Raw genomic sequence first — 26,861 nt, 5'->3', positions numbered from 1 at the left:
ATGGGACTGCCGCACCAGCACAATGTAATCATGACCTTCCCCTCAGCCCCACTGCAGCGCATCACCGGCATGACGCCGGCCGCCCGGATGGCCGCCATGCTGTTCGGCATCGGGACCCTGCACTTTTTGGCCCCGAAGCCCTTCGACGGCATCATTCCCGCCGAACTGCCCGGCAGCCCGCGGTTCTACACCTACGCGTCCGGAGTGGCCGAGCTCGGCGTCGCGGCCGCGCTCGCCGCACCGCGGACACGCAAGACGGGGGCGGCCGCGGCCGTCGCGCTGTTCCTGGCGGTGTGGCCGGGCAACATCAACATGGCGCGGCTGTGGTTCAGAGACCCTGCCAAGCCGTGGGCACTGCGGGCGGTCGCGATCGCCCGGCTCCCGCTGCAGATCCCGATGATTACCAGCGCGCTGAAGATCTATCGCGAGTCTTAGGCCACCTCCAGCAGCTCGGCGAGTTGGTCGGTGTCGGGCAGCGTATCCGGGGAGACCGTCGTCGCGGTGCGCACGTAATGGAACGCCGCGCGCACCTTCTCGACGGGAAGGTCGTGCAACGCCGCCCACGCCAGCCGGTACACCGCGAGCTGAACGGCGGCGTGCCGCCTGGCTTCCGGCGTGGCCGGCGGGGCGCCGGTCTTCCAGTCGACCACGGTGGCGCCGCCGTCGTCGTCGGCGAACACCGCGTCGATGCGTCCCCGCACCACCCGTCCGGCGATGACCATGTCGAAGGGCACCTCGACGTCGATCGGGGTGCGTGCGGCCCACGCCGACACCGCGAACGCCGCCTGCAGGTCGGCGAGTTCGTCGGCCACGACGTCGTGGTCGACCGCACCGGGTAGGTCGTCGAGGTCGAACAGCCGCTCGGCGTGGTAGAAACGCTGCACCCAGTCGTGAAAGGCGGTGCCCAGCAGGGCGTGTGGATCCGGCCGCGTCGGCACCCGCCTGCGCAGCCGCTGGGCGACCGCGTCGGGGTCCCGCCCGAGTTCGACCAGCGTGCTGACCGACACCTGCACGGGCAGCGGCGGTACGGGGCTGTCGGTGCCCCGTTCGCGCTCCGCCAGCAGCGCGTCCACGTCCGCGGCCCAGTCCTCGGCGGAGTCGACGGGCATGTCGGCTACGGCATCGGACATCGCCGCGCTCACCAGGCCGGCACCCCGTTCGACGTCGGCTCGGCGGGTGCCTGCCGGATCGACGGGCCAGACCGCTTCGACGACGTTGTCGCGCAACGGGTTCGGCTCGCCGTCCGGTGGTGCGGGCGCCCAGTGTTCGATGACACCGCACGGGTCGCCGGCCTCGGCCGACCGCTCGATGATGTCCTTGAGCTCGCACAGGAAGCTCGACGGGCCGCGGGGCTTGCTCTCGGACACACCCCAGTGGTGACCCGAGAGCAGCAGCGTGTCCTCGGCCCGGGTGAGCGCGACGTAGAGCAGCCGGCGTTCCTCGTCGATGCGACGCTGCTCGAGACGCTGCTTGTGCTCGTGGATGCCGTCCGACAACCGCTTGCGGTCGTTGACGTCGGAAGTGTCCAGCACCGGAACGCCGTGCTCGGACAACGTGGCCCGGTCGCCGCGCAACAGCGGCGGCAGGTCGCCCGCGTCGGTGAGCCAGGTGCGCGCCGATCCGGTGGACGGGAACACCCGCCCGCTCAGGTGCGGTACGGCGACCACCTGCCACTCGAGGCCCTTCGCCGCGTGGATGGTCAGGATCTGGACGCGGTCGCTCGCGACGGACGTCTCGGCGGGGGCCAGACCGTTCTCGACCTGTTCGGCGGCTTCGAGATAAGCCAGTAAGCCGGTGACGTCGGCGCCGGGGCGGGCGGCGAAATCGGCGACGACATCGGCGAACGCGTCGAGGTGCTCGGTGCCCGACCACCCGGCCGCCACGGCGCGGCTCGCGCGCACCTCGGTGTCGATGCCGAGCACCCGGCGCACCTCGGCGACCAGGTCGGGCAGCGGGTGCGACAGGTGGGCGCGCAGCGCGGTCAGTTCCCGGGCCAAGGCCACGATGCGGTGGTATCCCGTGGGCGAATAGGTCGCTGGCGCACCGGGATCGGTGATGGCTTCCGCCAGACAGGAGGCGTCGGCGTCGGGTGCCGCCTGCGCGACGATCTGGTCGGTCACGCCGACGTCCCCGGTCGAACTGCTGTCGTCGAGTTCGACCGCACGCCGCCACAGCGCCGCGATGTCGCGCCCGCCCAACCGCCACCGCGGACCCGTCAACACGCGCATGGCAGCGCTGCCTGCGGTGGGGTCGGCGATCAACCGCAGCATCGCCACCACGTCGGCGACCTCGGGCACACCGAGCAGTCCGGCCAGGCCCACCACCTCGACGGGCACCCCGCGCGCGGTCAGCGCGTCCGCCATCGGTGCGGCGTCGGCGTTGCGCCGCACCAGGACCGCGGCGGTCGGCACCGGAGCATCGTCCCCGCGCGTGGAGCGGTAGATGTCGGCGATCTGGTCGGCCACCCAATCACGTTCGGCGACGACGTCATTCATCAGCGCACACCGGATGGTTCCCGGCTCGGCGTCCGGCCGGGGCCGCAGCGAGCGCACGGCGACCGAACGCCGCCGCGCCTCCTGTGACACCGCGTTGGCCAGATGCAACGCCCGCGGCGGGTTGCGCCAACTTGTCCGCAGTTCCAGCGCCGGCGCCGGGCTTCCGTCGGGACGCGGGAAGTCCGAGGTGAACCGGGGCAGGTTGGTCGCCGAGGCGCCGCGCCAACCGTAGATCGACTGAATCGGATCGCCCACCGCGGTCAACGCCAGATCGTCGTCGACCCCGCCGCCGAACAACGACGACAGCGCGACGCGTTGCGCGTGACCGGTGTCCTGGTACTCGTCGAGCAGCACCACCCGGTACCGGTGGCGCAGTTGCTCGCCGACGTGCGGGAAGTTCTCGGCCAGTCGCGCGGCCGAGGCCATCTGCATGCCGAAATCCATCACCTTCTCCGCACGCATCCGCTGATGCAGGGCGTCGATGAGCGGGACGAGTTCGGTGCGCTCGGTCTGCGTGGCGAGCATCCGCAGCAGCCACTGGCTGGGGCCACGGTCGCGCTGGTACGGCCCGGCGGGCAGGGTGTGCACGAGACGTTCGAGTTCGACGTGCGTGTCGCGCAACTGGTCGGTGTCGACGAGGTGCTCGGCGAGCTGCCCCGCCAGCCGCAGCACCATCGAGGTGACGGCCGCAGGCGTCTTGTCGGTCTCCAGTGCGGGATGCTCGCACACCACGCGAAATGCCAACTGCCACAGTTCCGTTTCGCTCAGCAGGCGCGTATCGGGCTCCACCGGGAGCAATAGGCCGTACTCCCGCAGCAGGGTGCCGGCGAAGGCGTGATAGGTGCCGACGGTCGGCGGTTCGTCGGCCGTGCCCGCCGCATCCGGAACCAGCCCGGTGCCCGCCAACCGGGCGAGTCGGGTGCGGACGCGCCGCAGCAGTTGGCCGGCGGCCTTGCGCGTGAACGTCAGCCCGAGCACCTCGCCCGACCGCGCGTAACCGTTGGCGACCAACCAGACCACCCGCGCGGCCATGGTTTCCGTCTTGCCCGCGCCCGCGCCCGCGATGACCACCAGCGGCCCGGGGGGCGCGGCGATCACGGCGGCCTGTTCGTCGGTCGGCGCGAACAGGCCGAGTGCGGCGGCCAGTTCCGACGGGCTGTAGCGCGGCGTCATGAGCGGCCTCCCCGGGCGGCCTGGGCGGGGCACATCGCCCGAACGGGGCAGTGACTGCAGCCGTCGTTGATCCGCGCGACGAAGTCGGGCCCCTGGGTGGCGGCCGCCGCCCGCTCTACGGAATCACGCCACTCGGCGCGCCCGTCGGCGGTCAGCGGCTCCTGCTCGCGTTCGGCCACGCCGGACGTGCCGGTCTTGCCGAGATAGACCAGACGGCCGCCGCCGGGCGAATCACCTTGCGCCAGCAGCCCTTCGGCGACCGCGAGCTGGTACATCGCGAGCTGGGCGTGGCGCTGCGCGTCGTCCTTGGTGACCGGGCTCTTGCCGGTCTTCACGTCGACCACGACCAGCCGCCCTTCGGTGTCGCGCTCGAGCCGGTCGATGCGACCCCGCACCCGGACCTGCGGCTGACCCTCCTGGCCGCCGATGACGCCGTCGACGGCGACTTCCGTACCGACCTCGGTGAGCTCCCGGCGGGTCTGTGCGCGCCACTGCGCGAACGCCGCGAGCATCGCGCGGTGGCGGCCGAGCTCGTTGTCGGCGTACCAGCGCGAGTCGAAGGGCAGTTTCCCCCAGACCTTCTCGAGGCCGCCGGCCATCTGGCTCTCGGCGCTGTCTGCGTCGGCGACGAGCGCATGCACCAGAGACCCGACCGCGGACCGCACGTCCCGTCCGTCGGTGCCGCCATGGCGTTCCAGCAGCCAGCGCAGCGGGCAGTCGCTGAGCATCTGCAGCGTCGACGGCGACAGGGTCACGATGTGCTCGTCACCGTTCCACAACGGTTCGTCACTGGACACCGGCGTCATCGCGTACCACTGACCGGGATCGGCGCCCGCCACCCCCGCCGCCGCGAGCCGCGCCAATTGGGTTGCCGCGCAGAACCGCTGCGCGTCGTCGACGGCGCCGTCGGCGGCGCACACCACCGCCCGCAGCCGGCCCACCAGCGCGGCGGGCGTCAGCACCCGCGGTGCGACCACCGGGGGGGCGAGATCGAGGTCGGTGCCACCGGCGACAGCGGTCAGTTCACCGCAGAACGCCGACGGCAGCATGGACTCGTCGCCGGCGTCGCTGTCGACGGCCGTGACCAGCAGCCGGCTCCGCGCGCGTCCCATCGCCGCGATGAGCAGGCGGCGTTCCTCGGCCAGCAGCGGCGCCCTGGTCGACACCCCGCGCTCGCCCTCGGCGGTGACGCCGTCGAGCACGTCGACGAGCTGCTGGGTGGCCAGCACACCTCCGCGCGGAACCGTGTTGGGCCACAGCCCCTCCTGCACACCGGCGATGACGACGAACTCCCATTCTCGCCCCAGCGCCGCGTGTGCGCTGAGCACCGCCACGGCGTCGGAGTCGGCGCGTTCCTCGAGGGCAGGCGAGCCCAGGGCCGCGACGTGGTCGATGAGGCCACGCAGCGACGCACCCGCGGTGCGGTTCACGTACTGCTCGGCGACGTCGAACAGCGCGGTGACGGCGTCGAGGGCGCGGTCGGCCTGTGCGCCCGCCGGGCCGCCACGTTCGCTGGCCGCCAGCCAGCGCCGCTGCAAACCGGACCGGTGCCAGGCCTGCCACAGCGTGTAGCGCGGGTCGGCCCCGCCGTCGGCGCTGCGGCGGGCCGCATCCAGCACCGCCCGCACCCGGCCGAGGGGACGGTCGAGGTGCTCGGGCAGGCCGTCGACACCGCGGTGCAGCGCATCGATCAGCAGCTGGTCGAAATCACGCGGCGGGTGGGCGGAATCGGCGCGCCGCAGCGCCCTTCGCAACTGGCGCAGCGACACCGGATCGACCCGCCCGATCGGCCCGGTCACCAAGGACCGCGCCGTGTCGGCATCCAGAGCCTGCGCTGTCGCCGCCAGCACCCCCAGCAGCGCCTGCACCGCAGCCTGTTCGGCCAGCGGCGTCGTCGGCGCCGACGTGTCCACGGGCACACCCGCCGCCGACAACGTGCGTGCGAGCGCGGCCCCGACCCGAGGGACCGAGCGCACGATGACGGCCATCTGCGACCACGGCACCCCGTCGACCAGATGCGCGCGGCGCAACGCGTCGGCGATCAGCGCCGACTCGGCATGCGGTGAGGCGGCGATGCGCACGGCCACCGACCCGGCCTTCCCCGCCGCGCCGGCCAGAACGCGACCGTCGTCGGAACCCGGCAGCCGGCGGGCGATCTCGGTGATGGCTTCGGCGACCGCAGGTGCGCAGCGGTGGGACTGGGCCAGCGTGATCGTCGGACCCTCTCCGCGCAGCAGTGCGGGGTCGGCGCCGCGGTAGCCGAACACCGCCTGGTTGGGATCGCCTGCGAGCACGGCCAGTTCCGCGCCCTCGGACAGTACGCGAACCAGCAGCGCGGCCTGCGGATCGAGGTGCTGAGCGTCATCGACCAGCAGCAGCCCGATCCGGCTGCGCTCGTCGGCGAGCAGGTCGGCATCGGTGGCGAGGGCTTCCAGCGCCGCCCCGACCAGCTCGGCCGCGCCCAGCGCGGGAATGGTGGCCTGCGGGGCGGCCATCCCGACGGCCGACCGCAGCAGCATGATCTGCTCGTAGGCCTGCGCGAACCGGCCGGCGGCCAGCCATTCGGGCCGACCCGCCCGCCGTCCGATGCCTTGCAGCGCAACGGGATCGACCCCGCGTTCGGTGCAGCGGGCGAGCAGGTCGCGCAGTTCGGTCGCGAACCCGACGGTGCTCAGCGCCGGACACAGGTGCGCAGGCCACCCGACGGCCGATTTCGCGCCGTCCTCGAGGTCGCCGGCAAGCAGTTCGCGGATGATGCCGTCCTGTTCCGCGCCGGTGATCAGCCGCGGCGGCGGGTCACCGTTGCGCTGCGCCGCCAGCCGCAGCACGGCGAACGCATAGGAGTGCACGGTGCGCACCAGCGGTTCCCGCACCACCGGACGGCCGCCCGCCTGCAACAGCGTCGACGTGATCGCCGCGCGCGCCTGTGCACCGAGGCGGGCCGAACCCGTCAGCAGCAGAACCGATTCCGGATCCATCCCGGCGGCGATGTGGGCGACGGCGGCCCGTACCAGCAGCGTGCTCTTGCCGCTGCCCGCCCCTCCGATCACGCGGAAGACGCCGCGCGTGCCGGGCTCGGTGAGCGCGGTCGGGGTCAGATCGGTGTGCGGTGCGGACATGAACGCATGACACCACGGGGGTCCGACAAGCGACCGTCGGCCGCGGCTGGCACCATCGCAGTCGTGAGCGGACCTCTGCAGGTGTACCGGTACGGCCCGGCCGGTCCGGCGCAGATCCTGGCCATCCACGGGCTGACCGGACACGGGCAGCGGTGGCAGACGCTGGCGACGCGGCACCTGGCCGAGTTCTCGATCGCCGCACCGGACCTCATCGGGCACGGCCGGTCGTCGCGGGCCGCGCCGTGGACGCTGGAGGCCAATGTGGCCGCGCTGGCCGCACTGGTCGACCCGGGCCGTCCCGTGGTCGTGGTGGGTCATTCGTTAGGCGGCGCGGTTGCGCTGAGCCTGGCCGCCGCCCGGCCCGAACTCGTGTCCAGCCTGGTGCTGCTCGACCCGGCGGTCGGCCTGGACGGTGCGTGGATGCGCGACATCGCCGACGACATGTACGCCTCGCCCGACTACACCGACCGCGCCGAGGCGCGCGCGGAGAAGGCCAACGGGTCGTGGGGTGAGGTGGAGCCGGCCGAACTGGACCGCGAACTCGACGAGCACCTGATCGACCTGCCCAACGGCCGGGTCGGGTGGCGGATCAGCATCCCGGCCATGCTGTCGTATTGGAGCGAGCTGGCCAGGCCGATTGCCCTGCCGGACAACGGGATTCCGACGACATTGGTCCGAGCCGCCCGCACCGAGCCGCCGTACGCGACCGACGGCCTGATCGCGTCACTGGCCGATCGGGTGGGCGACGGCTTCACGCTGTTGGAGTGGGAGTGCGACCACATGGTCGCCCAGGCGTTGCCCGAGGACACGGCCGCCTTGATCCGCGCACAACTGGACTAGCGATGGCGCCGATCAGCGACGACCAGGTCGAGGCGGTGCGTGCCCTGGTGGCGGCCATCCCGCCCGGCAGGGTGTGCACCTACGGCGACATCGCCGACGCGGCGGGGCTGTCCAGTCCGCGCATCGTGGCCTGGATCATGCGCACGGATTCGGCGGACCTGCCGTGGCACCGGGTCATCAGGGCGTCCGGCCGGCCGGCGCCGCACCTGACGACGCGCCAGCTGGAACTGCTGCGCGCCGAAGGGGTGCTCGCGCGCGACGGCCGCATTCGGCTGCGCGAGGTGCGCCACGAATTCTAGGCGCCTACAGCGCCAGCCGGACCAGCGCCGCGGTGCGGGCCAGCCCCGGGAACGCCGCCGCCGTCGACCTCGGATGCAGCGCATGCACGGCGATACGGAACATCAACGCGCGCAACAACATCTGCGGCCATTCCGGAAGCGGACTCCAGCGTTCGACCAGCCCGTCGTCGGCCTCACCCCAGGACAGCGCGTCGACCACCACGACCCCGGCCGCCCACGACGCGGGCCGCCAGTACGGGATGATGTCGGTGATGCCGGGCGCCGCTGTGCCGGCGAAAAGCACTGTGCCGTAGAGGTCTCCGTGCACGAGCTGGCTGGGGCTCTTGGTCGGTCTGCGCAGGCCGGCCAGCTGGTTGAGCAGTTCGACCGAGCGCTGCCCGTCCGCCGAACCGGGCGCCACGCGGGCACCCGGCGGCAGCGAATGCAGCGGGCGCTCCTCCCATGCCGCGCGGTCGGCGGCGATGAACACGTCGACGTCGGCCCACGGCGCGACGGGCGGCTGGGTGAGGAACCGTGGACGTTCGAGTTTGGCCGTCGCCTCGTGCAAACGCACCGCGGCGGAAACCACCTCGTCGTGGCGTGGCTCGGGCGTGCCCGCCACGAAGGTGTCCGCACGCCAGCCCGCCACGACATAGCGACCGTCGGTGGAGCGCACCGGCCGAGCCAGTCGCACCCCGTCGACGAAGAGCGTCTCGCGCACCTTGGCCGACCAGGCGGCACGGGCATGGTCGGCGACCATCGACAGCACGACTTCGCCGCAGCGCCAGCCGCCTTCCCAGCCCGACCCCGACGGCGCCGGCTGCACACCGGTCAGCCCGAAGGCCGCCAGCACATGATCCGGTGGCCGCTCGACAGTCACCACCTCAGCCTAAGCCGAGGACCGGCAAACCAGCCGTTAGTACATCACCATGTCGGGTTCGAGTTGCTTGCCCCACGCGACGATTCCGCCCTGCACGTGCATCGCGTCGGAGAAGCCGGCCTTCTTCGCGATAGCCAGCACCTCGGCCGAGCGGATCCCGGTCTTGCAGTAGAACACCGGCGTGCGGTCGATCTGCAGCCGCGACAGCGCCTCGCCGGACTCGAACGCACCCTTGGGGATCAGCTGCGCCCCCTCGATGCGGTTGATGTCCCACTCAACGGGTTCACGGACGTCGATCAGCGCCAGCGGCTTACCGGAATCGAGCAGTTCCTTGAGCTCGCGCGGCGTGATCGTCGCGTCGGCGACGGCATCGGCGGCGGCATCGGAGACGACGCCGCAGAACTCCTCGTAGTCGATCAACTCGGTGATCTTCGGCGTCGACGGGTCCTTGCGGATCTTGATGGTCCGGTACGTCATGTCGAGCGCGTCGTACACCATCAGCCGGCCTAGCAGCGGCTCGCCGATGCCGGTGATCAGCTTGATGGCCTCGGTGCCCATCACCGACGCGATCGACGCGCACAGGATGCCGAGCACGCCGCCCTCCGCGCACGACGGCACCATTCCCGGCGGCGGCGGCTCGGGGTAGAGGTCGCGGTAGTTCAGGCCCAGACCGTTCGGCGCGTCCTCCCAGAACACCGAGACCTGGCCTTCGAAGCGGTAGATCGAGCCCCACACGTAGGGCTTGCCCGCCAGCACCGCGGCGTCGTTGACCAGGTAGCGGGTAGCGAAGTTGTCTGTGCCGTCGAGGATCAGGTCGTACTGGCCGAACAGCTCGACGGCGTTGTTGGGTTCCAGACGGAACTCGTGCAGGCGCACGTCGACCAGCGGGTTGACCTCGAGGATGGAGTCGCGAGCGCTCTCGGCCTTCGACCGCCCGATGTCGGACTGGCCGTGGATGATCTGGCGCTGCAGGTTCGACTCGTCGACGACGTCGAACTCGACGATGCCGATGGTGCCGACCCCGGCGGCGGCGAGGTACAGCAGCGTCGGTGAGCCCAGCCCGCCGGCGCCGATAACGAGCACGCGCGCGTTCTTCAGCCGCTTCTGCCCGTCCAGGCCGAGGTCCGGGATGATGAGGTGGCGGCTGTAGCGCGCGACTTCCTCACGTGTCAGTTCGCCCGCCGGTTCTACCAGCGGCGGCAACGGTGTCGACACCGTATTTCCTCGATTCACCTTGGTTCCAAGTCTCCTGACCATCACATCAGGTACCGCATTCAACAGCAACGAGACCCCAGCCCTTCCCGCACGCTCGGAGCGCGGCGAACGTCAGGCGATCGGGTACGGCCAGGGGTTGGGTTTGCAGGTCTTGCTGTCCGGCTTGACCGACTGCGGGTCGAACTTCGCCGCGTCGTTGTTGGTCGTCGAGAAGGTCTGCTGCATCATTACCGGCGCCAACTGGTCCTGGGCGCCGCAGGGTTCGTGACGCTGGTAGCCGATCGCGTGGCCCACCTCGTGATTGACCAGGTACTGCCGGTACGAGCCGACGTCGCCCTGGAACGGCACCGCGCCGCGGACCCAGCGGGCCTCGTTGATGAACACCCGCGGCTGTCCGTCGACGTAGGCGGGGTTGTAGCAGCTGGCCTCGAGCTGGATGTCGTAGCCGCAGCCCTCGCGCACGGTCATCGGTGTGCTCAACGACACCCGGAAGTCCGGCGGCGCCCCGGACGCCGCGTCGAGGCGGGTGAACCCGAACTGCGGGTTGTGGGTCCAGCTCTTGGGGTTGGCCAGCGTCTCGGTGACCATCCGGGCGAACCCGTCGTCACCGCCGAACGTCGTGGTGTCGATCCCGTCCTCGACCTCGACGGTGTAGGTGAACACCTTCGCGGTGCCCTCCCCCACCTGCGGCGTGGTGCCCGGCACGATATGCCACGTCTTGGCGCCCGCCTCGGTGAACGGGCCGCCCTCGGGCAGGATCCCGGTGGGCAGGTTCGCGTCGAACTGGGTCAGGCCCTTGGGCGGTGCGCCGATGATCGCGGTGCTGGCCACACCGATGGTCGGGGGGCCCTGCACCGGCCCCTCGGCCCCGATCACCGGCGCGGGCGCGCTGGCGCCGGTGATCGTCTGGTACACCACCACCGCGGTCACCGCGATCAGGATCGGCAGCGCGTACGCGCGCCAGCCGTAGGTCGAGATGAAGCGGCCAAGCCACGTCTGCTTGCGGACCCGGCGGTGCTCGTCGCGGTTGGACCGGACGCGGCCGGAGCCCTCGGCGAGCGGGTCGCGCTGGGCGCGCAGAGGCTCGCGCCACTCGTTGCGCTTGGCGGGCACGCCCCCGTGGAGTCCCGAGCCCCCGCGACGCCCCGAGTCGTACGTCACCGAAACAGGATGACACAGGCCGACGTCCCCGAGCTCCCGGCGCGCCACTTGCGGCCAGTGCACTGCCTCACGTGCAGGCAGCGCCGACGGTAGTAGTGTCGTTGCGAAACCAGGCCAGATGACGCCAGACGAAGGAAGTGATGAGCGATCTCGCCAACACCGCCGCGAGGAGAGGCGCGCAGCCGGGCACCGGCGAAGTGGTGAACCGCCGGGGCAACAGGCTGCCGCGTGACGAGCGCCGCGGCCAGCTACTCGCCGCGGCCAGCGAGGTTTTCGTCGATCGCGGTTACCACGCCGCGGGTATGGATGAGATCGCCGATCGCGCCGGGGTGAGCAAACCGGTTCTCTACCAACACTTCTCGTCGAAGCTTGAGCTGTATCTCGCGGTGCTGGCCAGGCATGTCGAGAACCTCGTCTCCGGTGTCCGCCAGGCGCTGCGGACCACCACCGACAACCGTCAGCGACTGCGTGCGGCTGTCCAGGCGTTCTTCGACTTCATCGAGCACGACAGCCAGGGCTACCGGCTGATCTTCGAGAACGACTACGTCACCGAACCGCAGGTCGCCGCGCAGGTGAAGGTCGCCACCGAGGCCTGCACGGACGCGGTGTTCGACCTGATCAGCCGCGATTCCGGACTGGAGGCCCACCGGGCCAGGATGATCGCCGTCGGCCTGGTCGCGATCAGCGTCGACTCGGCGCGCTACTGGCTTAACAACGAGCGGCCGATCTCCAAAGACGACGCGGTGGAAGGCACCGTGGCGTTCGCCTGGGGCGGCCTGTCACACGTGCCGCTCACCCGGTCTTAGCCGACTGGGCGCCGACCCCGAATCCCACGCGGCGCACGTCCGCCGCCCCGATCTCGACATAGGCGATCTTGGCGGTCTGCACCAGGAAACGCCGGCCCTTCTCGTCCGTCAGAGCCAGCACGCTCGAGTCCTTGGCCAACGCGTCGGTGATCAACTGCTCCACCTCGCTTGGTGTCTGCGCGCTGTTGAACACCAACTCGCGCGGGCTGTCCGCGACACCGATCTTGACCTCCACGCCTGGTCCCTTCCGTTCGTCTGCTTGCTCTGCTTCAAGAGGCTAGTGGACGCCGCGGCGGGCGCGCCTGCCGGTGAGTTCGCGGTCAGCGAAGGTCCGGGACGGATCGGCCGGAGCGCTGGATCGATCGTCGGTTACCAACGGCGACCGAACCGAGTCCGGACCGTGACCGACACACGACCGATCGAACCTCACCTGTCACTTCTGCCTCGATAGCATCAGGCGCGGCATTGGTTACTGCGCTCTCCACGACTTGGGAAAATCCTTATGAACAGGCCTTATACCGCCCATTCACCGTATTCGCTGACCCCCACCGAACGCATCCGCACCTACACCGAGGAAGCGCCGGCCGACGAGTACGACTACGACTACGACGGCCCGCAGGAACTCGACGAGTACGGCGATTTCGACCAGCAGGCCTACGACGAGGAGCGCCTCGACCGCCGCTGGATGTGGATCGCCGGGATCGCCGGCGTCATCCTGTTCATCGCGGTCGGGACGACGGGTGTGATCCTCGGCGGCGGCGACAGCGGATCGGTGTCGGCCACCGCGACGTCGGAGGCGTCCGCGACGTCGGCGGCGCCCCTCACGACATCTGCGCCCGCGGCGGCCACGCCCGCGCCCGCCGTCCCGGCGCTGCCGCCGGAAACCGTCACCACCGTCAGCCCGACGGCGGAAGCGACCGTCGAGCCGACCCCCACGCCGACTCAGGCCGCGGCTCCGCCGCCGCCCGCCCCCTCACCCCGCACGATCACCTACCGGGTGACCGGCAACCGGCAGCTGATCGACCTGGTGACCGTCATCTACACCGACCAGCGGGGTGCGCTGCAGACCGACGTCAACGTCGCGCTGCCGTGGGCCAAGACCGTCGTGCTCGACCCGGGCGTCGAGCTGAAGTCGGTGACCGCGACCAGCGTCGCCGGCCAGCTGAACTGCAGCATCACCGACGCCGCGGGCACGCTGATAACCGCGCAGAACAACAACTCGATGATCGCCACCTGCACGCAGTAGCGGTCAGGCAGCTCGATCAGGCTAGGCCGAGTTCCTCCATGCGCGAGGCATGGGTGCGCTGCAGGCGGTCGAAGAACTCGGTCATCTGCGTCAGGCCCTCACCACTGGCCATCACCAGGTCGACGAGTTCGTCGTGGTCGGCGAGCACGAACTGGGCCTGCGTGATCGCCTCCCCGAGCAGCCGACGCGACCACAGCGCGAGGCGGTGACGCTGCTTGTCGCTGGCGGTCACCGCGGCCTGCACCTCGGCGACGACGAACTGCGAGTGCCCCGTCTCGGCGAGCACTGCGCGGACCACGGCGGCGACCTCGTCGGGCAGCGCGTCGGCGATCTCCAGGTAGAAGTCGGCGGCCAGCGCGTCGCCGACGTAGGTCTTGACGAGGGCCTCCAGCCACGTGCTGGGCGTGGTGAGCCGGTGGTAGTTCTCCAGCGCCGAGGCGTACTTCGTCATCGTGGGCACCACGTCGACGCCGCGTCGTTCCAGGGCGTCGCGCAGCACCTCGTAATGGTTCATCTCGGCGGCCGCCATGGCGGCCATGTTGATGCGGCCGCGCAGGTTGGGCGCCATCCGCGCCTCGTCGGTGAGCCGGTAGAACGCGGCGACCTCGCCGTAGGCCAGCAGGGCGAAGAGTTCGATGACGCCGGGATGGTCGGCCGACACGCCGGACGTCACCGGATCGGTCTGCTCCGCAGCGGGCGGCCTCGAGTTCATGGGCCCAACTCTAAACGGCCCCCGGCGCGTCGACCGCTCGGCGAACCCGACCAGGTATCATGGCCAAAGGCAGCGACACCGAGACGGCGTCAAGCTACCTCCCAGCTGCCTAGGAAATGTGCGTGCACGCAGTCGGCCCGCCTACCTCAGTGCAGGGCTCAGGTCTTTACTGGCCATCGTTTCGTTCGAACTCGTGCGCGCGTGGACGCTATGAGGATCGACAATCGAAAGGCTATTCCTCCGCGTATGACGCATCTAAATCCCACCTTTGCCGAACTCGGAGTCCGCGACGAGATCGTGCGGGCGCTCGCCGAAGACGGCAAGGAACATCCGTTCGCCATCCAAGAACTCACCATGCCGCTGGCCCTGGCCGGCGACGACCTCATCGGCCAGGCCCGCACCGGCATGGGCAAGACCCTGGCCTTCGGTGTGCCGCTGTTGCAGCGCATCACCACCGACGCCGAACGCCCGCTGACCGGCATCCCGCGGGCCCTGATCGTCGTGCCGACCCGCGAGCTGTGCCTGCAGGTCTACGGTGATCTGGCCGCCGCGGCCAGGCACCTTCGGGTCGATGACCGCAAGCTCACGGTGACCTCCATCTACGGCGGGCGCCCGTACGAGGGACAGATCGAGGCACTGCAGAAGGGCGTCGACGTCGTCGTCGGGACCCCCGGCCGGCTGCTGGACCTGGCTCAGCAGGGCCACCTGCAACTCGGCGGGCTGTCCATGCTGGTGCTCGACGAGGCCGACGAGATGCTCGACCTGGGCTTCCTGCCCGACATCGAGCGCATCCTGCGCCAGATCCCCGATGAGCGGCAGGCGATGCTGTTCTCGGCGACGATGCCGGATCCGATCATCACGCTGGCCCGCACGTTCATGAACCAGCCCACCCACATCCGGGCCGAGGCCCCCCATTCGGCGGCCACCCACGACACCACCGAGCAGTTCGCCTACCGGGCCCACGCGCTGGACAAGGTCGAGATGGTCAGCCGCATCCTGCAGGCCGAGGGCCGCGGCGCCACGATGGTCTTCACCCGCACCAAGCGCACCGCCCAGAAGGTCTCCGACGAGCTCGCCGAGCGCGGGTTCAGGGTCGGCGCCGTGCACGGCGATCTCGGTCAGGGTGCCCGGGAGAAGGCGCTCAAGTCGTTCCGCACCGGTGACATCGACGTGCTGGTCGCCACCGACGTGGCCGCACGCGGCATCGACATCGACGACATCACCCACGTCATCAACTACCAGATCCCCGAGGACGAGCAGGCCTACGTGCACCGCATCGGTCGCACCGGGCGCGCAGGCAAGACCGGCATCGCGGTGACGCTGGTCGACTGGGACGAGTTGGCCAAGTGGGAGATGATCGACAAGGCGCTGGGCCTGGCCTGCCCCGACCCCGCGGAGACGTACTCCAGCTCACCGCACCTGTACGCGGAACTGAACATCCCGGACGACGCCACCGGCACCGTCGGCAAGCCCGCCCGGCCGGCGGCCAAGCGCGCCCCTGCGGAGAAGTCGGCCGAGCGGCCGGCCCGCACCCGCACGCGGCGCCGCACCCGCGCGGGCAAGCCGAGCACCGGCCACCCGGAGGACACGGCTGACGAGCAGACCGCCACCGCCGCGCCGGAGTCCGCCGACGGTGAGCAGCCTGCGCGGCGCAAGCGTCGCCGTCGCCCGCGCAAGACCGCCGCCAGCGCCGGCTGACAGGCGCCCGCCGCCCGATGGTCAGACCCGAACGCCGCACCCGTAACGACGTGGTCGCGGCCGTGGCGATCGCCGCGGTGGTGGCGGTGGCCGCCGCGCTGATCTGGTGGACCAGCGACGCGCGGGCGACGAACAGCAGGCGGGCGGCGGCGCCGGTTCCCAACCTCAGCACCGCCGGGTCGGTGCCCGGGTCGCTGCGGCAGCTGTGGACCGCGCCGAGTGCCAAGACGACGCTGCCGCTGGTCGTCGGAGGCGCGGTGGTGACCGGCGACGGCCGCGCGGTCGCCGGCCGCGACCCCGCGACCGGCGACACGCTGTGGAGCTATTCGCGTGACCTCGACCTGTGCGGGGTCAGCTGGGTCTACCAGTACGCGGTCGCGGTGTACCCCGACGCGCGCGGATGCGGTCAGGTCAGCACCATCGACGCCAAGACCGGTAAGCGCGGTTCGGCGCGCACGTCGTATGCCGACGCCGAGGTGGCGCTGTCCTCGGACGGCACCACGGTGCTGTCGGCCGGTGAGAACCGGCTGGAGCTCTGGCGCTCGGACATGGTCCGGATGCTCAGCTACGGCGCATTGGACGCGCCCCTCAAGCCCGGAACGCCGGTGACGCCGCTGTGCCGGCTGGTGTCGACGGCCGCGAGTTCGGAGGCGGTTTCGGTGCTGGAGGCCTGCCCGCGGGAGCGCGACCTGCGGCTGACGCTGCTGCGGCCCTCCGACGAGGAGGACACCCCGGAACTGAAGTACGTGCCGCAGCCCGGCGTGGCGGACGACTCCGGGGCGCGGGTGGTGGCCGTCGCCGACACCACCACCGCCGTCTACGTGCCGACCCCAAAGCCGGCCCTCAATGTCGTCGACGAGACCGGCGCGACGATCGCCAGCACCGCGCTGGCCAAGCCGCCCTCGCCGCAGGCGACCGTGTCGCGCGCGGGCGACCTGATCACCTGGTGGACCGGTGACAGCGTAATGGTGTTCTCCGCCAACGGTTTACGGTACAAGTACACGGTCACCCCGGCCGGTCGCAACGCCCCGCTCGGACCGGCGACGATCATGGCCGGTCGCCTGCTGGTGCCCGTCACCGACGGCTACGACGTGTTCGACCCGCAGACCGGGCGCGGCGAGAGTCACATCCCGCTGGGCCGGCTGCCGACCTCCGGGCCCGTGGTGCCCGCCGTCGCGGGGACGACGCTGCTCGAACAGCGCGGCGGCGACGTGGTCGCGCTGGGCTGAGCGCCGTGAGTGGCCGGTTGCGCGACCCCCTGCCGGCGAGAACCGAGCGACAAGTGGCCGCTCGGCGGTTAGATCTCCGGGGTGAACGTCGGCAGCGCCTTGCCGTTCTTCCAGTGCTTGAGCAGCGCGGTCGCCAACTCCCGGTAGGCCAGCGCGCCCTTGTTCTTGCGGCTGGACAGCACCGACGCGCCCGAGGCGCTCGCCTCGGCGAAGCGCACCGTGCGCGGGATCGGCGGTGCCAGCACCGGTAGGTCGTAGCGGTCGGCGACGTCGAGCAGCACGTCGCGGCTGTGCGTGGTGCGCGAGTCGTACAGCGTCGGCAGGGCGCCGAGCAGCTGCAGCTCGGCGTTGGTGATCTGCTGCACGTCGGTGATGGTGCGCAGGAACTGCCCGACGCCGCGGTGCGCCAGCGTCTCGCATTGCAGGGGCACGATCACGTCGTCGGCCGCGGTCAGCCCGTTGAGGGTGAGCACCCCGAGCGACGGCGGGCAGTCGACGATCACCACGTCGTACTCGGTGCCGATCTTGCCCAGCGCGCGCTTGAGCGCGTACTCGCGCCCGGCCCGCATCAGCAGCATCGCCTCGGCACCGGCCAGGTCGATGTTGGCCGGCAGCAGCGTCATCCCCTCGGGCGTGTCGAGCAGCGCGACGTCGGGTTCGACCTCGCCCAGCAGCACCTCGTGGATCGACACCGGCAGCTTGTCGGGGTCGTGCCCCAGCGAGAAGGTCAGCGACCCCTGCGGGTCGAGGTCCACCACCAGGACCCGCTTGCCCGTCTCCTGTATGGCCGCCCCCAGCGACGCCACCGTCGTCGTCTTGGCCACCCCACCCTTTTGATTGGCGACCACAAGTACCCGCGTCACGGTGTTCATGGTTGCACGGGCCGGAACGCGATGACGGGACGTGCGGCAGAATCAGTCATCGTGAGCCTCCTGCGGCACCGCCTGGTCCTGCTTCGTCACGGCGAGACGGAGTGGTCCAAGAGCGGTCGGCACACGAGCCACACCGACCTCGAGCTCACCGAAACCGGTGAGCAGCGGGCCAAGATGGCCGCCGAGGCGCTCGCCGAACTCGAGCTCGACAACCCGCTGGTGATGAGCAGCCCGCTGCGGCGCGCCCGGCACACGGCCGAACTGGCCGGGCTGACCCTCGACGAGGTGTCGCCGCTGCTGCAGGAGTGGGACTACGGCGCCTACGAGGGCCTGACCACGCCCGAGATCCGCCAGACGGTTCCGGACTGGCTGATCTGGACGCACGGTGCCCAGGGCGGGGAGAGCGTCGCGGCGGTCACCGAACGCGCCGACGGCGCCGTCGAGCTGGCGCTGCAGCACATGGCGTCGCGTGATGTCGTGTTCGTCGGCCACGCGCACTTCTCCCGCTCGGTGATCGCCCGCTGGGTCGAGTTGCCGGTGCGCAGCGGCATCCGCTTCGCGATGGCGCCCGCGTCGATCGCCGTACTCGGCTTCGAGCACGCCGTCCGCCAGATCATCGCCCAGGGCCTGACCGGCCACCAGGATCCGTGTAAGCCCCGGTGACCCGCGAACCGTCCTTCGTGCTGGCCGCCCGCGGCGCCGTCGTCGCCGACGGCGTGCACACCGCGTTCGCCAGCATCGCCGACGCGCGCGCGGCGCTCGCCTCGCACAGCGCGCCGATCGTGGTGGGCGCCTTGCCGTTCGACCTGTCCAGACCCGCCGCGCTGATCCGGCCGCAGACGGTGCAGTTCCTCGACGTCCTGCCGGAGTGGCCGCTGCGGATGCTGCCGTCGGTGCACATCGCCGAGACGCGACCCGAGCCCGACGAACACCGTGCGCGGATATCCGCCGCCCTGAAGACACTGCGCGACCCCGCGAGCGGACTGCACAAGGTGGTGCTGGCGCGGGCGTTGCGGCTGGCCGCCGACGGGCCATTGGACGCGCGCACCGTCCTGCACCGGCTGCTCGCCGCCGACCCGGGCACCAACGGCTATCTCGTCGACCTCGCCGCGGCCGGGGGCGGCTACTCGGGAACGGTGCTGTTGGGCGCGAGCCCGGAACTGTTGGTGGCCCGCCGCGGCGAGCAGGTGATGTGCTCGCCGTTCGCCGGCTCGGCGCCGCGGCTGCCCGACCCCGACGCCGACGAGGCGAGCGGCGCCGCGCTGGCCGCGTCGGCCAAGAACCGCCACGAGCACCAACTGGTCGTCGACGTGATCCGCGAGGTGCTGGCACCGCTGTGCGCCGAGCTCGACATCGCGCGCGAACCGCAGCTGCGCAAGACCGACGCCGTCTGGCATCTGTCCACCCCGATCACCGGACGGCTGCGCGAACGGTCAACGACCGCATTGGATCTCGCCCTGGCGCTGCATCCCACACCCGCGGTGGGCGGTGTCCCCACGACGCAGGCCACCGAGCTGATCGGCAGGCTCGAGGGCGATCGCGGCTTCTATGCCGGCGCCGTCGGCTGGTGTGATCAGCGCGGCGACGGCCGCTGGGTGGTGTCCATCCGATGCGCGCAGCTGTCGGCGGATCGCCGTACCGCGGAGGCGTATTCGGGCGGCGGCATCGTCGCCGAGTCGGATCCGGACGACGAAGTCGTCGAGACCACAACGAAATTCGCCACGATCCTCAACGCCCTCGGAGTCGAGCCGTGAGCGAGGTGATCCGCCGCGTGCGGCCCGGCGACGAGACCGAGTTGACCGCGATGATCCACGAACTCGCCGAGTTCGAACGCGCCGCCGACGAGTGCACGGTCACCGAGGAGCAGTTGCGCCGGGCGCTGTTCGCAGACCCGGCGACCGTGCAGGGCCATCTGGTCGAGGTCGACGGCCACGCCGCCGCCGGTGCGCTGTGGTTCCGCAACTTTTCCACGTGGGACGGCGTGGCGGGCATCTACCTCGAAGACCTCTTCGTGCGCCCGCAGTTCCGCAGACGAGGCCTGGGTCGCAAGCTCCTGTCCACCCTGGCGCGCGAATGCGTCGACAACGGCTACACCCGCCTGTCGTGGGCGGTGCTCGACTGGAATGTCAACGCGATCGGCCTTTACGACGCCGTCGGCGGTAGGCCCCAGACCGACTGGATCACCTACCGGGTGTCGGGCCCGGACTTGTCGCTACTGGCCGAAGGGTCCTGAGCGCCAACCCATTCCACCGCCGACCGACTGAACAGCATGGCCAGTGTGGCGATGGCGATCGCCGCGATGGGGATGCCGTACGCCCACTGGTGCGATCCGACGGCGACGTAATAGGACACCGGAAGCAGCAGGAGTTGGGCGAACACCGCGATACCGCGGCCCCAGCGCCGCCCCGTCCACAGCGCCCAGGCCGCGGCCAGCACGCCGCCCCCGATGATCACGAACCAGCCCGCGGTGCCGAACTTGTTGAGCCCGGGTTCGTCGGTCCCGCCGAGACCACTGATGACGTAGACCACGGCGGCGATCAGCCCGGCCGCACCCTCGAGCGCGACCAGGACAGCGGCTTGCCGCACGGTGGTCGGCGAGGGAACGGTCACGACCTCGAGCGTAGAGGTCGGGCCTGCCCCGTTAGATAGGGTCATCCTCTGTGCGCGCCGTGCTGATCGTGAACCCCAATGCGACGTCGACGACCCCGGCCGGCCGCGACCTGCTGGCCCATGCGCTGGAGAGCCGGGTCAAGCTGACCGTCGCACACACCGACCATCGCGGACACGCCATCGAGATCGCCCGCGACGCCACCCGCGAGGGCGTGGAGGTGGTGATCGTGCACGGCGGCGACGGCACGGTCAACGAAGTGGTCAACGGCATTCTCGAGGTCGGTGGTCCCGGCGGCGCGGCGCCCGCCGTCGGCGTGGTGCCGGGCGGTTCGGCCAACGTGTTCGCCCGCGCGCTCGGCATCAGCCCCGATCCCACCGAGGCCACCAACCAGCTTGTCGACCTGCTCTCGGAGCACCGCAGGAGCAAGGCCTGGCGGCGAATCGGGCTGATGGACTGCGGCGAACGGTGGGGGGTGTTCACCGCCGGGATGGGCGTGGACGGCGACGTGGTGGCCGCCGTCGAGGCCCAGCGCGCCAGGGGCCGCAAGGTGACCGCGTCCCGCTACATCCGCGTGGCCATCCGTGAGGTGCTGGCCAGCGCCCGCAAGGAGCCGTCGCTGACGCTGCACCTGCCCGACCGCGAACCCGTCGGCGGCGTCCACTTCGCGTTCGTGTCGAACGCCAGCCCCTGGACCTACGCCAACGCCAGGCCGGTGTGGACGAACCCGACGACGACGTTCGAGACGGGCCTGGGGGTCTTCGCCACCACCAGCATGAACGTCTGGGCCAACCTCGGCCTGGTGCGACGGATGCTGTCGAAGAAGCCGCGCCTCGAGGCCAAGCATCTGATCCGCGAGGACGACCTGCCGTGGCTGGAGGTGACGAGCGACACGCCGGTGGCGTGCCAGATCGACGGCGACTATGTGGGCAAGCGCGACTCGATGATGTTCACCGCGGTTCCGGACGCGTTGGGGGTGGTCGCACCGCCGGCGAAAAAGGGCTCTGACCTGTAATGAAAGGGGCCGGCCCCGCGGTTATGGGCGCAGCTGGATCGAGTGTAGTACACACGGGTGAGTGATCCGCTAACGCACCCAGCTAGTGAGATTGCGCACTTGTTAACTCGCGAGTATTGACATCTGTCCAGCCTGTGAAAGCATCGAAGCAACAGTGCAGAAACATTCAACGTGCACGCGTTAACAGCCGAAGAAAAGCTCGTGCGCTCTGCTGCGCACACGAGATATATCTGACGAGGAGTTTGATCTTATGGATTGGCGCCACAAGGCGGTCTGTCGCGACGAGGATCCGGAGCTGTTCTTCCCGGTGGGAAACAGCGGGCCGGCGCTTGCTCAGATCGCTGACGCGAAGCTCGTCTGCAACCGCTGCCCGGTCACCACGGAGTGCCTCACCTGGGCATTGGAGTCCGGACAGGATGCGGGCGTGTGGGGTGGCATGAGCGAGGACGAGCGTCGCGCGCTCAAGCGGCGCAATGCCAGGACCAAGGCCCGCACCGGGGTCTAGCCCGCCACCGCTCCCGAATCGTTTACGGCCCCGACGAAAGTCGGGGCCGTAACTTTCTGCAAATTCAAATTGGCCAATTAGCGACGGTAACGGTCATATTGCGCAATAGCGGGCCGGCTACTGCGCGGCTCGGCCGCCCTCGTCACTGCGCGGCTCGGCCGCCCTCGTCACTGCGCGGCTCGGCCGCCCTCGTCACTGCGCGGCTCGGCCGCCCTCGTCACTGCGCGGCTCGGCCGCCCTCGTCACTGCGCGGCTCGGCCGCGGCGGCCGATCGGCACCCGCAGCACCACGTCGGTGCCACCGGTGGGCACCTCGTGCATGCCCAGCGAGCCGTCGAGTTCCGCCGACACCAGTGTGCGGACGATCTGCAGGCCGAGGTGGTCGGACTTCTCCAGGCTGAAACCCTCGGGCAGGCCGCGTCCGTCGTCGTGCACGACGACGTCGAGCCAGCGCGCCGACCGCTCGGCGCGGATCGTCACGCAACCCTGTCGGGTGGACGCGTCGAAAGCGTGCTCGATCGCGTTCTGCACCAGTTCGGTGATCACCATGATCAGCGCGGTGGCCCGGTCGGCATCGAGCACGCCGAGGTCGCCGACCCGGTTGATGCGGATCGGACTGTCAACGGTCGCAACGTCATTCATGATGGGCAGAATCCGGTCGACCACTTCGTCGAGGTTGACCTCCTCGTCGACCGACATCGACAGCGCGTCGTGCACCAACGCGATCGACGACACCCGCCGCACCGACTCCATCAACGCCTCGCGCCCTTCGGCGTTGTTGGTGCGCCGGGCCTGCAGGCGCAGCAGCGCCGCCACGGTCTGCAGGTTGTTCTTCACCCGGTGGTGGATCTCGCGGATCGTCGCGTCCTTGGACAGCAGCGCGCGGTCGCGGCGCTTGACCTCGGTGACATCGCGGATCAGCATCGCGGCGCCGACCGCCTTTCCGTGCACCTCGAGGGGCAGCGTGCGCAGCAGTACCGCTGCGCCGCCCGCCTCGACCTCCATGCGCATGCTCGACCCGCCACCGAGCGAGTCACGCACGTGATTGGCCAGTTCCTGCGCCTCGAACGGATCGCCGATCAGCGGTCGCGTCACGCTGACGAGGTTGTGGCCCTCCAGTTCGGCGGCCAGGCCCATGCGGTGATAGGCCGAGATCGCGTTGGGACTGGCGAAGGTGACCACCCCGGCCCCGTCGAGGCGGATGAAGCCGTCGCCGACGCGCGGACTGGACCGCGACATCGCCAGGTCGCCGACATTGGGGAAGGTGCCTTCGGAGAGCATGTGCAGCAGATCGCCCGCGCAGTCGAGATAGGCGGCCTCCAGTGGGCTGACCTTCCGCGACGCCAGGGCGGTCTGATGCGTGAGCACCGCGACGACCTCGTCCTTGTACCGAACGGGTACGGCCTCGACGTTGAGCCCCGGCGAAACCTGTTGTCCGGCACCCGATCCCACACCGATCGACCCTGTCTCGAATGCGGTCGCGACCACCGGCATGGCGTCGGCGGCGGCCAGGGTGCTGACGGCGTCGGCCAGCAGCACCGTCGGGGCCGTGTTCGGCCGAACCTGTGCGACGCAGACGAACGCGCCGTCGTCGCGACGCACCCACATCAGGTAGTCGGCGAACGACAGGTCCGCGAGCAGCTGCCACTCCCCCACCACGGCGTGCAGATGGTCGACCGCGTTGCCGGGCAGCACAGTGTGCTCGGCGAGCAGGTCACCGAGGGTCGACATCGGGGATTACTTCCGGCAGCGCGTCAACGACCGGCTCGCGGTCAGCTGATCACCGCGATGAGGTCACCGGCCTGAATGACGTCGCCGACGGACACGCTCACCTTGCTGATGGTGCCGCCCACCTCGGCCAGCACCGGGATTTCCATCTTCATCGACTCCAGCAGCACCAGGGTGTCGCCCTCACCGATCTGGTCGCCCTCGTTGACGACGACCTCGAGCACACTGGCCACGATCTCGGCGCGAACGTCCTCTGCCATCTTCACCCCTTTCGCTGCTGACGGGTTCTATCGAACCACACCACCGGCCCGGCGGTGCTGTCGCCGGGCCATGCGAGAATGGACCAGACGCGCCCGCGGGATGCGGGCCGAGAAAAGCCAGAAACAACCGGAGGTACAACCATGGCCAAGCGTGGCCGCAAGAAGCGCGACCGCAAGCACTCCAAGGCCAACCACGGCAAGCGGCCGAACGCCGGCTCGAAGTCGGTTCGCTAGCCGCCGCCGGATGATGGCCGGCGCGCGCTAGCCGCGCCGAATGATCGTGGTGCGGCTGATCTCGATCCGCAGCCGTTCACGCAGGCTGTCGGGCGCCTTCTCGCCCCCGCACTTGCGCGCGATGAGGGTCTTGACCCGCTCCTCGACGCCGTAATAGCGCAGGCAGGCCGGGCATTCCTCGAGGTGATGGCGGAGCTTGTCGCGGGTTTCGGGTGTGCATTCGCCGTCCAGGAGCGTCCACACCTCGGCGATCACCGCGGCGCATTCGGGGTGCTCGGGGTCGACCGGACCGAGCGGCGGGGTCCAGCGCTCGTCGGACGACGGAGAGTCGTCGCTCATGACGTCACCTCCTCGGGCGTGTTCTGCTGGCCCCTCATGAATCCGCGATCGCGGGCCACGTCGGCCAGCAGTTCGCGAAGCTGGCGCCTGCCCCGGTGTAACCGGGACATCACCGTACCGATCGGCGTGTCCATGATCTCGGCGATCTCCTTATAGGGGAAACCCTCGACGTCGGCGTAGTAGACCGCCATCCGGAAGTCCTCCGGCAGGGCCTGCAGCGCTTCCTTGATCTCGCTGTCGGGCAGTGACTCCAGCGCCTCGACCTCGGCGGAGCGCAGCCCCGTCGAGGAGTGCTCGGCGTTGGCCGCCAGCTGCCAGTCGGTGATCTCATCGGTCGGGTACTCCGACGGCTGACGCTGTTTCTTGCGGTAGCTGTTGATGTAGGTGTTGGTCAGGATGCGGTACAGCCAGGCCTTGAGGTTGGTGCCCTCGCGGAACGACCGGAAGCCGGCGTAGGCCTTCACCATGGTTTCCTGCAGCAGGTCCTCGGCGTCGGCGGGGTTGCGGGTCATGCGCAGCGCGCCGCCGTACAACTGGTCGAGCAGCGGAATCGCATCGCGCTCGAACCGGGCTGTCAGCTCGGCGTCGGTCTCCTGCCGGTCGGCAGGCTCGGGCGCCGACCCGTCGGAGTCGGTCATCGTGGGGCACACCGTCCCTTCTGTCGCGGCGCCACCAAACAGGTCCGGCAGTATTACCGGACGTACTGGAACGTCCATGGCCAGCGCTGGCACCTGACCCCCTTCGCGCAATCCTAGAGGCTGAGACCGACAACGGTTCGACGATGCCGCCGTTCGCGGACGACCAGAACCACCGTCAATAACAGCGTTGCGGGGCGGCGTTGTTCCCGCACTAGGCTGTCCGGGTGGCGCGCGCAGCGACTCCGGCCGTCGCCGCCCTCCTCTCCGCCGGCGTTCCCCACGAGGTGCTGCAATACCGCCATGACCCCCGCGCCGACTCGTTCGGCGACGAGGCGGTCGACGAACTGGTGAGGGTGCAGGGAGTCGAGGCCGCCCAGGTGTTCAAGACGCTGGTGATCGCGCTGCCCGCAGGACGGCTGGGTGTCGCCGTGCTCCCGGTGCCGGCCAAGCTGTCGCTGAAGGCGGCCGCGGCGGTGCTGGGTGTGGCGAAAGCCACCATGGCCGATCGCGGGGCGGCCGAACGCTCGACGGGCTACGTGGTCGGCGGAATCTCCCCGCTCGGTCAGCGCAGGCCGCTGCCGACCGTGGTCGATGCGTCCGCGCTCCAGTGGGACCGCGTGCTGTGCAGCGCGGGCAAGCGGGGCTGGGACGTCGCCGTGCCCCCGCAGGACCTCATCCGGCTGACCAACGCCGTCACCGCCGACATCCGCGCATGATGGGGGCGCGGCGAAGTGACCCCACTAGGGTGGGCTCATGTCGCTTTCCGGGAAGACCATGTTCATCTCTGGCGCCAGCCGCGGTATCGGCCTGGCGATCGCCAAGCGCGCCGCGGCCGACGGCGCGAACATCGCACTGATCGCCAAGACCGCTGAGCCGCACCCGAAGCTACCCGGCACCGTCTACACCGCGGCCAAGGAGCTCGAGGAGGCCGGCGGGCAGGCGCTGCCGATCGTCGGCGACATCCGGGACGGCGACTCGGTCGCCGACGCGGTGGCCAAGACGGTCGAGCAGTTCGGCGGCATCGACATCTGCGTGAACAACGCCTCGGCGATCAACCTCGGCTCCATCACCGAGGTGCCGCTGAAGCGCTTCGACCTGATGAACGGGATCCAGGTGCGCGGCACATACGCGGTGTCGCAGGCGTGCATCCCGCACATGGTGGGCCGCGAGAACCCGCACGTCCTGACGCTGTCCCCGCCGGTGCGCCTGGAACCGGAATGGCTCAAGCCGACCGCCTACATGATGGCCAAGTACGGAATGTCGTTGTGTGCATTGGCCATCGCCGAGGAACTGCGTAACGAAGGCGTGGCGTCCAACACGCTGTGGCCGCGCACCCTGGTGGCGACCGCGGCGGTGCAGAACCTGCTCGGCGGCGACGAGGCGATGGGCCGCGCCCGCAAGCCCGACGTCTACGCCGACGCGGCCTATGCGGTCCTCAACAAGCCGGCCCGCGAGTACACCGGCCGGTCGCTGCTCTGCGAGGACGTGCTGCTCGAGTCGGGTGTCACCGACCTGTCGGTCTACAACTGCGTGCCCGGCGCCGAGCTGGGCGTCGACCTGTGGGTGGACACCCCCAACCCACCGGGATACACCGGGCCCTGAGGGCTCAGGCCGCGCAGAGTTCGATGCCGAACAGTCTGGCCGGCCAGTTCAGCGCGGTCGCCACGAAGGCGCCGATGTCCGATCCGGCAGGCAACCGGGTCCGCAGCGCGGTGTCGATCACCTGCACCTGCTCGGCGTCGAAGAACGCCCATGCCAACCCGATGACCAGGTACGGGATCGCCAGCCACATGAGAATTTCGAGCATGGTT

The 26,861-nt window shown here is 70.3% G+C and carries 28 protein-coding genes; 14 read left to right on the top strand and 14 right to left on the bottom strand.

What is annotated here, in order from left to right; all coding sequences use genetic code 11:
• Positions 1–30 precede the first annotated feature (30 nt).
• Positions 31–435, top strand: coding sequence for a hypothetical protein (locus tag ABGB19_RS00375; protein ID WP_347682850.1), 405 nt, complete (start codon positions 31–33; stop codon positions 433–435).
• Here the strand turns inward: ABGB19_RS00375 and ABGB19_RS00370 are convergent.
• Complete coding sequence (locus ABGB19_RS00370) at positions 432–3,668, bottom strand: ATP-dependent DNA helicase (protein WP_347682848.1); 3,237 nt, start codon at positions 3,666–3,668, stop codon at positions 432–434. The genes ABGB19_RS00375 and ABGB19_RS00370 overlap by 4 nt on opposite strands.
• Positions 3,665–6,787, bottom strand: coding sequence for an ATP-dependent DNA helicase (locus ABGB19_RS00365; RefSeq protein ID WP_347682846.1), 3,123 nt, complete (start codon positions 6,785–6,787; stop codon positions 3,665–3,667). Before ABGB19_RS00365 ends, ABGB19_RS00370 begins: the two co-directional genes overlap by 4 nt.
• Before the next feature lie 6 nt (positions 6,788–6,793).
• On the opposite strand from ABGB19_RS00365, the gene ABGB19_RS00360 reads away from it, so the two are divergent.
• Positions 6,794–7,627, top strand: a complete 834-nt coding sequence (locus tag ABGB19_RS00360) for an alpha/beta fold hydrolase (RefSeq protein WP_347682844.1) — start codon at positions 6,794–6,796, stop codon at positions 7,625–7,627.
• A 2-nt stretch (positions 7,628–7,629) separates the two neighbouring features.
• Positions 7,630–7,926 carry an MGMT family protein gene (locus ABGB19_RS00355; RefSeq protein WP_347682842.1) on the top strand — a complete coding sequence of 99 codons (297 nt, stop codon included), beginning with the start codon at positions 7,630–7,632 and terminating at the stop codon, positions 7,924–7,926.
• A 4-nt stretch (positions 7,927–7,930) separates the two neighbouring features.
• Here ABGB19_RS00355 and ABGB19_RS00350 read toward each other — a convergent pair whose 3' ends face one another.
• The 3 genes from ABGB19_RS00350 to ABGB19_RS00340 form a co-directional block, all read right to left on the bottom strand.
• Positions 7,931–8,785, bottom strand: coding sequence for a TIGR02569 family protein (locus ABGB19_RS00350; protein WP_347682840.1), 855 nt, complete (start codon positions 8,783–8,785; stop codon positions 7,931–7,933).
• Between the two features lie 36 nt (positions 8,786–8,821).
• Positions 8,822–10,000 (bottom strand): adenylyltransferase/sulfurtransferase MoeZ, encoded by a 1,179-nt coding sequence (gene moeZ, locus ABGB19_RS00345; RefSeq protein ID WP_347682838.1) that lies wholly within the window; start codon positions 9,998–10,000, stop codon positions 8,822–8,824.
• A gap of 111 nt (positions 10,001–10,111) precedes the next feature.
• Positions 10,112–11,161, bottom strand: a complete 1,050-nt coding sequence (locus tag ABGB19_RS00340; RefSeq protein ID WP_347682836.1) for a DUF3152 domain-containing protein — start codon at positions 11,159–11,161, stop codon at positions 10,112–10,114.
• A 140-nt stretch (positions 11,162–11,301) separates the two neighbouring features.
• Between ABGB19_RS00340 and ABGB19_RS00335 the strand changes: the two genes are divergently transcribed.
• Positions 11,302–11,967 (top strand): TetR/AcrR family transcriptional regulator, encoded by a 666-nt coding sequence (locus ABGB19_RS00335; protein ID WP_347682834.1) that lies wholly within the window; start codon positions 11,302–11,304, stop codon positions 11,965–11,967.
• On the opposite strand, the gene ABGB19_RS00330 is transcribed toward ABGB19_RS00335, so the two are convergent.
• Positions 11,954–12,202 carry a DUF3107 domain-containing protein gene (locus tag ABGB19_RS00330; protein WP_347682832.1) on the bottom strand — a complete coding sequence of 83 codons (249 nt, stop codon included), beginning with the start codon at positions 12,200–12,202 and terminating at the stop codon, positions 11,954–11,956. The two genes, ABGB19_RS00335 and ABGB19_RS00330, sit on opposite strands and share 14 nt — an antisense overlap.
• 267 nt (positions 12,203–12,469) lie before the next feature.
• On the opposite strand from ABGB19_RS00330, the gene ABGB19_RS00325 reads away from it, so the two are divergent.
• Positions 12,470–13,213: a hypothetical protein gene (locus tag ABGB19_RS00325; protein WP_347682830.1), complete on the top strand. Its 744-nt coding sequence runs from the start codon at positions 12,470–12,472 to the stop codon at positions 13,211–13,213.
• Between the two features lie 16 nt (positions 13,214–13,229).
• Here ABGB19_RS00325 and ABGB19_RS00320 read toward each other — a convergent pair whose 3' ends face one another.
• Positions 13,230–13,925: a ferritin-like fold-containing protein gene (locus ABGB19_RS00320; RefSeq protein WP_347682828.1), complete on the bottom strand. Its 696-nt coding sequence runs from the start codon at positions 13,923–13,925 to the stop codon at positions 13,230–13,232.
• Positions 13,926–14,171: 246 nt separating this feature from the next.
• Between ABGB19_RS00320 and ABGB19_RS00315 the strand changes: the two genes are divergently transcribed.
• Positions 14,172–15,623: a DEAD/DEAH box helicase gene (locus ABGB19_RS00315; protein WP_347682826.1), complete on the top strand. Its 1,452-nt coding sequence runs from the start codon at positions 14,172–14,174 to the stop codon at positions 15,621–15,623.
• Between the two features lie 17 nt (positions 15,624–15,640).
• Positions 15,641–16,852, top strand: a complete 1,212-nt coding sequence (locus ABGB19_RS00310; RefSeq protein WP_347682824.1) for a hypothetical protein — start codon at positions 15,641–15,643, stop codon at positions 16,850–16,852.
• Between the two features lie 68 nt (positions 16,853–16,920).
• Here the strand turns inward: ABGB19_RS00310 and ABGB19_RS00305 are convergent, their stop codons facing one another.
• Positions 16,921–17,724, bottom strand: a complete 804-nt coding sequence (locus ABGB19_RS00305; RefSeq protein ID WP_347682822.1) for a ParA family protein — start codon at positions 17,722–17,724, stop codon at positions 16,921–16,923.
• A gap of 51 nt (positions 17,725–17,775) precedes the next feature.
• Between ABGB19_RS00305 and ABGB19_RS00300 the strand changes: the two genes are divergently transcribed.
• From ABGB19_RS00300 to ABGB19_RS00290, 3 genes are read left to right on the top strand one after another with little or no spacing between them, the layout of a single operon-like run.
• Positions 17,776–18,387 (top strand): acid phosphatase, encoded by a 612-nt coding sequence (locus ABGB19_RS00300; RefSeq protein ID WP_347682820.1) that lies wholly within the window; start codon positions 17,776–17,778, stop codon positions 18,385–18,387.
• Positions 18,384–19,478: an isochorismate synthase gene (locus tag ABGB19_RS00295; protein WP_347682818.1), complete on the top strand. Its 1,095-nt coding sequence runs from the start codon at positions 18,384–18,386 to the stop codon at positions 19,476–19,478. Before ABGB19_RS00300 ends, ABGB19_RS00295 begins: the two co-directional genes overlap by 4 nt.
• Positions 19,475–19,957, top strand: coding sequence for a GNAT family N-acetyltransferase (locus tag ABGB19_RS00290; protein ID WP_347682816.1), 483 nt, complete (start codon positions 19,475–19,477; stop codon positions 19,955–19,957). Before ABGB19_RS00295 ends, ABGB19_RS00290 begins: the two co-directional genes overlap by 4 nt.
• Here ABGB19_RS00290 and ABGB19_RS00285 read toward each other — a convergent pair.
• Positions 19,909–20,334, bottom strand: coding sequence for a hypothetical protein (locus ABGB19_RS00285; RefSeq protein ID WP_347682814.1), 426 nt, complete (start codon positions 20,332–20,334; stop codon positions 19,909–19,911). The genes ABGB19_RS00290 and ABGB19_RS00285 overlap by 49 nt on opposite strands.
• A gap of 50 nt (positions 20,335–20,384) precedes the next feature.
• Between ABGB19_RS00285 and ABGB19_RS00280 the strand changes: the two genes are divergently transcribed.
• Positions 20,385–21,347 (top strand): diacylglycerol kinase family protein, encoded by a 963-nt coding sequence (locus ABGB19_RS00280; RefSeq protein WP_347682812.1) that lies wholly within the window; start codon positions 20,385–20,387, stop codon positions 21,345–21,347.
• Positions 21,348–21,597: 250 nt separating this feature from the next.
• Positions 21,598–21,852 carry a transcriptional regulator WhiB1 gene (whiB1, locus tag ABGB19_RS00275; RefSeq protein WP_059165613.1) on the top strand — a complete coding sequence of 85 codons (255 nt, stop codon included), beginning with the start codon at positions 21,598–21,600 and terminating at the stop codon, positions 21,850–21,852.
• Between the two features lie 242 nt (positions 21,853–22,094).
• Here whiB1 and ABGB19_RS00270 read toward each other — a convergent pair whose 3' ends face one another.
• The 4 genes from ABGB19_RS00270 to ABGB19_RS00255 form a co-directional block, all read right to left on the bottom strand.
• Positions 22,095–23,582 carry a histidine kinase N-terminal domain-containing protein gene (locus tag ABGB19_RS00270; protein WP_347682809.1) on the bottom strand — a complete coding sequence of 496 codons (1,488 nt, stop codon included), beginning with the start codon at positions 23,580–23,582 and terminating at the stop codon, positions 22,095–22,097.
• Between the two features lie 41 nt (positions 23,583–23,623).
• Positions 23,624–23,839, bottom strand: coding sequence for a biotin/lipoyl-binding carrier protein (locus tag ABGB19_RS00265; protein WP_347682807.1), 216 nt, complete (start codon positions 23,837–23,839; stop codon positions 23,624–23,626).
• Positions 23,840–24,100: 261 nt separating this feature from the next.
• Complete coding sequence (gene rsrA, locus ABGB19_RS00260; RefSeq protein ID WP_347682805.1) at positions 24,101–24,412, bottom strand: mycothiol system anti-sigma-R factor; 312 nt, start codon at positions 24,410–24,412, stop codon at positions 24,101–24,103.
• On the bottom strand, positions 24,409–25,050 hold the full coding sequence (locus ABGB19_RS00255; protein ID WP_347682803.1) for a sigma-70 family RNA polymerase sigma factor: 642 nt from the start codon (positions 25,048–25,050) through the stop codon (positions 24,409–24,411). The genes rsrA and ABGB19_RS00255 overlap by 4 nt, the downstream gene beginning before the upstream one ends.
• 224 nt (positions 25,051–25,274) lie before the next feature.
• Between ABGB19_RS00255 and ABGB19_RS00250 the strand changes: the two genes are divergently transcribed.
• Complete coding sequence (locus tag ABGB19_RS00250; protein ID WP_347682801.1) at positions 25,275–25,766, top strand: aminoacyl-tRNA deacylase; 492 nt, start codon at positions 25,275–25,277, stop codon at positions 25,764–25,766.
• 37 nt (positions 25,767–25,803) lie between these two features.
• The gene (locus ABGB19_RS00245) at positions 25,804–26,652 is read left to right on the top strand and encodes an NAD(P)-dependent oxidoreductase (RefSeq protein WP_347682799.1); all 849 of its coding nucleotides are present in this window, start codon (positions 25,804–25,806) and stop codon (positions 26,650–26,652) included.
• 4 nt (positions 26,653–26,656) lie between these two features.
• Here ABGB19_RS00245 and ABGB19_RS00240 read toward each other — a convergent pair whose 3' ends face one another.
• Positions 26,657–26,857, bottom strand: coding sequence for a hypothetical protein (locus ABGB19_RS00240; protein ID WP_347682797.1), 201 nt, complete (start codon positions 26,855–26,857; stop codon positions 26,657–26,659).
• Positions 26,858–26,861: the final 4 nt, after the last annotated feature.

The sequence above is a fragment of the Mycobacterium sp. B14F4 genome, assembly GCF_039871645.1.
In the GTDB taxonomy this organism is placed as follows: Bacteria; Actinomycetota; Actinomycetes; order Mycobacteriales; family Mycobacteriaceae; genus Mycobacterium.
This window is presented reverse-complemented; position numbering and strand designations above follow the sequence as displayed.